6 protein-coding genes and 1 pseudogene are annotated in these 4,591 nt (G+C 36.4%); 2 read left to right on the top strand and 5 right to left on the bottom strand.

Annotation, left to right across the window (positions count from 1 at the left end; translation table 11 throughout):
* Positions 1 to 537 (top strand): annotated as a pseudogene (locus AC22ZQ_RS12600) (hypothetical protein); the annotation flags it as partial.
* A 70-nt stretch (positions 538 to 607) separates the two neighbouring features.
* Here the strand turns inward: AC22ZQ_RS12600 and AC22ZQ_RS12595 are convergent.
* From AC22ZQ_RS12595 to AC22ZQ_RS12580, 4 genes are all read right to left on the bottom strand, one after another.
* A complete protein-coding gene (locus tag AC22ZQ_RS12595) occupies positions 608 to 808 on the bottom strand; it encodes a helix-turn-helix transcriptional regulator (protein WP_318959120.1) in 201 nt (66 codons plus the stop codon).
* A 2-nt stretch (positions 809 to 810) separates the two neighbouring features.
* Positions 811 to 1,218, bottom strand: a complete 408-nt coding sequence (locus AC22ZQ_RS12590) for a hypothetical protein (protein ID WP_318959119.1) — start codon at positions 1,216 to 1,218, stop codon at positions 811 to 813.
* Between the two features lie 58 nt (positions 1,219 to 1,276).
* Positions 1,277 to 1,687: a hypothetical protein gene (locus tag AC22ZQ_RS12585; RefSeq protein WP_318959118.1), complete on the bottom strand. Its 411-nt coding sequence runs from the start codon at positions 1,685 to 1,687 to the stop codon at positions 1,277 to 1,279.
* Between the two features lie 94 nt (positions 1,688 to 1,781).
* Entirely contained in the window at positions 1,782 to 2,360 is a 579-nt protein-coding gene (locus AC22ZQ_RS12580; RefSeq protein ID WP_318959117.1) for a GNAT family N-acetyltransferase, read from the bottom strand.
* Positions 2,361 to 2,593: 233 nt separating this feature from the next.
* On the opposite strand from AC22ZQ_RS12580, the gene AC22ZQ_RS12575 reads away from it, so the two are divergent.
* Positions 2,594 to 3,706 carry a DEAD/DEAH box helicase gene (locus AC22ZQ_RS12575; protein WP_318959116.1) on the top strand — a complete coding sequence of 371 codons (1,113 nt, stop codon included), beginning with the start codon at positions 2,594 to 2,596 and terminating at the stop codon, positions 3,704 to 3,706.
* 97 nt (positions 3,707 to 3,803) lie between these two features.
* On the opposite strand, the gene AC22ZQ_RS12570 is transcribed toward AC22ZQ_RS12575, so the two are convergent.
* On the bottom strand, positions 3,804 to 4,591 hold a 788-nt coding region (locus AC22ZQ_RS12570; RefSeq protein WP_413468684.1), incomplete at its 5' end, for a spore maturation protein.

Genomic DNA, 4,591 nt, shown 5'->3' with positions numbered 1-4,591 from the left:
TGTGCTACCTCAGGGTTGGCCCCATCTCCGGCTTGTCCGAAAATGAAAACAGAAACAAGTATGGTAGCAAAACCTTTGGGTGTATGTACCTATCACCATCATATTTTGATAAATGACAAAGGTCTAAGAGTGAATCATAATTGCTTGTTCCAAGGAAATGTAAAGGATACAGTATGGTTTTGTTTAGATCCTGTTGCTGCTTTCTATTATAAAAAAGGACATCAAAAGTATAAGGAGTTACCTGCATTTGATGAAAATTGTTCCTCTTTTAACGCCGAAGATATGGCCATTATTTACCCCCAAGATGATTCTAAATTGATTATTCCTAAAAACTTTAAAGGAGAGTTCGAAAAGGTCATATTGGAAGCTACACATCGCAATCAAAAAACAGAGTTGTTTTGGCATTTAGACGATGAATTTGTCGGAAGCACGCAAAGGAAGCATCAGTTGAAAATTAATATCAGTCCTGGTAATCATGTCTTGATGATCATGGATGAAAAAGGGCAGAGCAGTATTGTAAATTTTGAAGCGTACTAAAAAGGATACTTCTGTAAGAAATATCCTTTTATTCTATTTTTTTGATTGAAATCTGTTTTATTATTCGCAGCTAGTCGTCCTTTTCTAGCTGAAAAATCTCATTTACCGTAGTCTTAAAAACTGCTGCAATTTTTAATGCCAATATGGTAGATGGAACATATCTTCCCTTTTCCAATGAATTGATGGTTTGTCGAGAAACGCCCACTTCTTCTGCCAAGTTTTGCTGGGTCATGTCCTTTTTTGCACGTTCTACTTTGATGGTGTTTTTCATGACTAATTATTTCTTAGCATATAGAATTTTGTACAGAGGTACATGACGATCATATGCAATAAAATTTCTTTGGCTTTGATTTCTTCTGAAGCCTCATTGGACATTGCTAGGTCCATTATGTTAGCAATAACGAGATACCCAAAACCATAAACCGCGGCAAATGCCAAAGCATTCAATCTAATTTTTTGTATTCTTTCATCCTCTACTTTTTCGGCTGTAAAAACAAGTAAAATCAGTGGGGTAAAAAATAGTACGGTAAATATTCTTTTAAAAAGGTAGTCTTCCCATTCTACAATATTGGCAGATTTAAGTATACCAAAGGTAATCGGAATGATAAATAGGGCATAAACCAACTTTTTGTATTTGTTGGGTAGAAGTTTAAACGTCAAAACTTCATTGTCACTTTTCATAATTAAGTTTTTTAGAATTGTTTGTTAGTTTTTAGAAAATGTGATTCAATAAAGTATTCTAACCCTTTTTAAGTAAAAAGTACTTATTAATTAAGTAGAAGAAGAGCATAGTAAGTATTAGTTCGTTAGCAGATAGAATATATGGTTCTCCGGAGGGAGTAAGAAGGTCCATAATATTTCTAATCATCACATAAGAAAAAGCAAAAAGACTTGCAGCTCCAAGTGCGCGCATTCTAATTTTTTCAATCCTTTCGTCTTCTATTTTTTCAGCCGTAAAGGCAAGTAACATTAATGGGATGAAAAAGAGTACAGAGAACAAGGATTTTGAAGTTTGAGCTTCAAGTTCTAGAACACCTGCCATTTTCAAAATAAGGAAGGTCACTGGGATTAGAAAGGATGTGTAAACCCATTTTTTATACTTGTAAGCTACTAATTTAGGTTTTTGTGTTTGAATTTCTGAATTATTCATATTTAGGAAGTATTTGTTTTACTTATTGACAAATATACTTTACATTTTGTAAAACAAATACTTCATTTAACTTTTTTATTCACTATGAATTAAATTATGCTTTAATTATTTTCTCGTAGGCCAACCTTTTGGCTCCATCAGTAAGGTAGATAACCCCGCAATATTGATAGTCGTTTTTTAGTAAAAGTCGTTGCATGCCCTTGTTATCTTCGTGCGTGTCTATGCGCATAGAATTGATGCCTTTATGTTTTAATTCATTTTCGAAATAATTGAATAGACGGCGAGCAGCCCCCGTTTTTCGGAAATCGTTATGTACAGCCATGCGATGAATAACGCCGTATTTTGCGTTGTCTTGAGTTATCCATTCTCCCTCTATGTTTTGGTAGGTGGGTTCTGATTCTGTTGTAAACATTGCCGTTGCCATAATCTGATGAGGTTCATTGAGCAAGAGGTAGGAAGATTGAAGTTGAATATCTTCTAAAATACGATCTTCATTCGGGTAGCCATTTTGCCATTGATCAATGTGTAAAGAAGCCAAATAGTTTTGAGCATGACCAATAATTTCTAGGATAGCATCCAAATGTTGGGGAGTAGCTTTTATGATTTCCATAGCAATGTTTTGTGCTTCAATGTTACTCAAAATAAAGGAGTCTACCAGCGGTAGCAGCGGCATAAATTGAAGAAAAAAGTTAGGGATACTTGGAACTAATTTGCGACCCTAGAAGCACAATTAGTTATTAGTAGAACTTGCTTTATAAGAAATTTATAGAGCGCATGACGCGGCACCAAGTGCTAACTTGGTGGGGAGCTAAAAAGGAGAATCACTCATTATTTTTAACTGAAGGATGTTTTCTCTAGTATTCCCCCTACTTTTTACCTTACTTTGCACCCAATAACAATCATACAATGGCAAGTTTTAAACAACTAGGAGTAAGCAAAGAGTTTATCAAGAGTTTTAAGGAGTTAGGGATTACTGAACCTACTGAAATACAAGAGAAATCTTTACCTATTCTTTTGGATGAGAATACAGACTTTATTGGTCAGGCACAAACGGGAACGGGGAAAACCTTGGCGTTTGGTGTTCCTTTATTGACGAAGGTAAATCCAGAAAGAAAAGTTGTACAAGCATTAGTGCTTTCGCCAACGCGTGAGTTAGGTCAGCAAATTGCGAAGCAACTTTTTAAGTTTACTAAGTATACCGATAAGATTTTTACAGAATGTGTTTACGGTGGTGAACGTATAGAAATTCAGATTGGAAGGTTGCAAAGACCAACCCATGTGATTGTTGCTACGCCGGGTAGACTTTTGGATTTGATGCAACGCGGTGTGATAAGTTTAGACAACGTAAAAACGGTTGTTTTAGATGAGGCTGACGAAATGTTGAGCATGGGATTCCAGAAGGATTTGGAAAAGATACTTTCTTCTATCCCGAATGCGCAAAACAAATGGTTGTTCTCTGCTACTATGCCACATGGTATAGTTGAAATTTCTCGCAAATACCTTTCGCCCATTGCCAAAGGAGTGCATTTGAATAAGAAGAAAATTGTTAACGAGAAAATACAACACCAGTACATTCAAGTTTTGGATGAAGAGAAATTAGATGTATTGTTGGATTTCTTGGACAGTCAGAAAAAAAACCGAGGAGTTATCTTTTGTAGAACCAAAAAGGCTTCGACGAAATTGGCCAAGCAGTTAAAAGCGAAGAACCATGAAACGGAAGCCATTAATGGTGATTTAACGCAGAAGGAAAGAGACAAAGTGATGCGTGCTTTCCAAAATAAAACATTGAAATACATCGTAGCTACAGATTTGGCTGCACGTGGTATAGATGTGCATAACTTATCTTTTGTGGTACACTATGAGTTACCAGACAAAGATGAGTATTACACACACCGTAGTGGTAGAACGGCTAGAGGAGGTAAAAGTGGATTGTCTTTCGTAATTGCGAATGGTAAAGAAATGAAACAAGTACGCTACTATCAACGTGCTTTAGGGATTTCATTCATTGAGGTGAAGTAACTTTTCTCTAACGTAGATTTGAAGGATGCCAAAAGGTTTTCCTCGAATAGATGAATAATATTTGAACTCCAGAACCGAAGTAGGTTTTGGAGTTTTTTTATTTGGTATAGAAAATATAACTAATAATGATGGCGGCGATAATTCCCGCTAAATCGGCAAGAAGTCCTAATCCTGCTGCGTATCTTGTTTTCTTAATACCTACAGAACCAAAGTATACGGCCAAAACATAAAAGGTAGTTTCGGTAGAACCTTGGAAGGTCGCAGCCATTTTTCCTAAGAATGAATCTACACCATGCGTCTCAAAAACCTCTATCATTAACCCTCTGGCGGCTCCTCCTGAGAAGGGTTTCATAAATGCAACCGGCAATGCTTCGATGAAATTCGTGGTCTGTACGCCGATAAATACTAGAAATACACGCAACCCATCAAACAACAATTCCATGGCTCCTGAAGCCTTGAAAACTCCCACGGCTACCAATATAGCTACCAAGTAAGGAATAATGCCTATCGCGACTTTAAACCCACCTTTTGCGCCATCGATAAATGTTTCGTATACATTGATTTTCGCTCTAATAGCCAAAAGTATAAAAGCAATGATAATGGTGAAGAGGAGCAAGTTTCCTCCTATGTTCGAAACAGGGTCTACTAAATCAGGATTTTCTATCAATAACCATAATAAGCCTAGAATGAAAGCTGTAACACTTCCTAAATAAGCGAGAACTACAGGTTTGAAAAGATTGATTTTTTGCTTGATGGAAACAGCAATTAAACCTACCAATGAGGCGAAGTAAGTGGCAAATAAGATGGGTAAGAAAACTTCTGCAACATTCGCTGAGCCAAACTGACTTCGATATGCTAAAATAGAAACGGGGATTATGGTTAAAC

Source organism: Lishizhenia sp. (assembly GCF_057456495.1).
The sequence above is the reverse complement of the archived record's forward strand: the minus strand, read 5'-3'. Positions and strand labels throughout refer to the sequence as shown.

Coding starts and splice junctions, on each gene's coding strand:
- AC22ZQ_RS12595 (WP_318959120.1), bottom strand. CDS start 808: ATGAAAAACACCATCAAAGTAGAACGTGCAAAAAAGGACATGACCCAG.
- AC22ZQ_RS12590 (WP_318959119.1), bottom strand. CDS start 1,218: ATGAAAAGTGACAATGAAGTTTTGACGTTTAAACTTCTACCCAACAAA.
- AC22ZQ_RS12585 (WP_318959118.1), bottom strand. CDS start 1,687: ATGAATAATTCAGAAATTCAAACACAAAAACCTAAATTAGTAGCTTAC.
- AC22ZQ_RS12580 (WP_318959117.1), bottom strand. CDS start 2,360: ATGCCGCTGCTACCGCTGGTAGACTCCTTTATTTTGAGTAACATTGAA.
- AC22ZQ_RS12575 (WP_318959116.1), top strand. CDS start 2,594: ATGGCAAGTTTTAAACAACTAGGAGTAAGCAAAGAGTTTATCAAGAGT.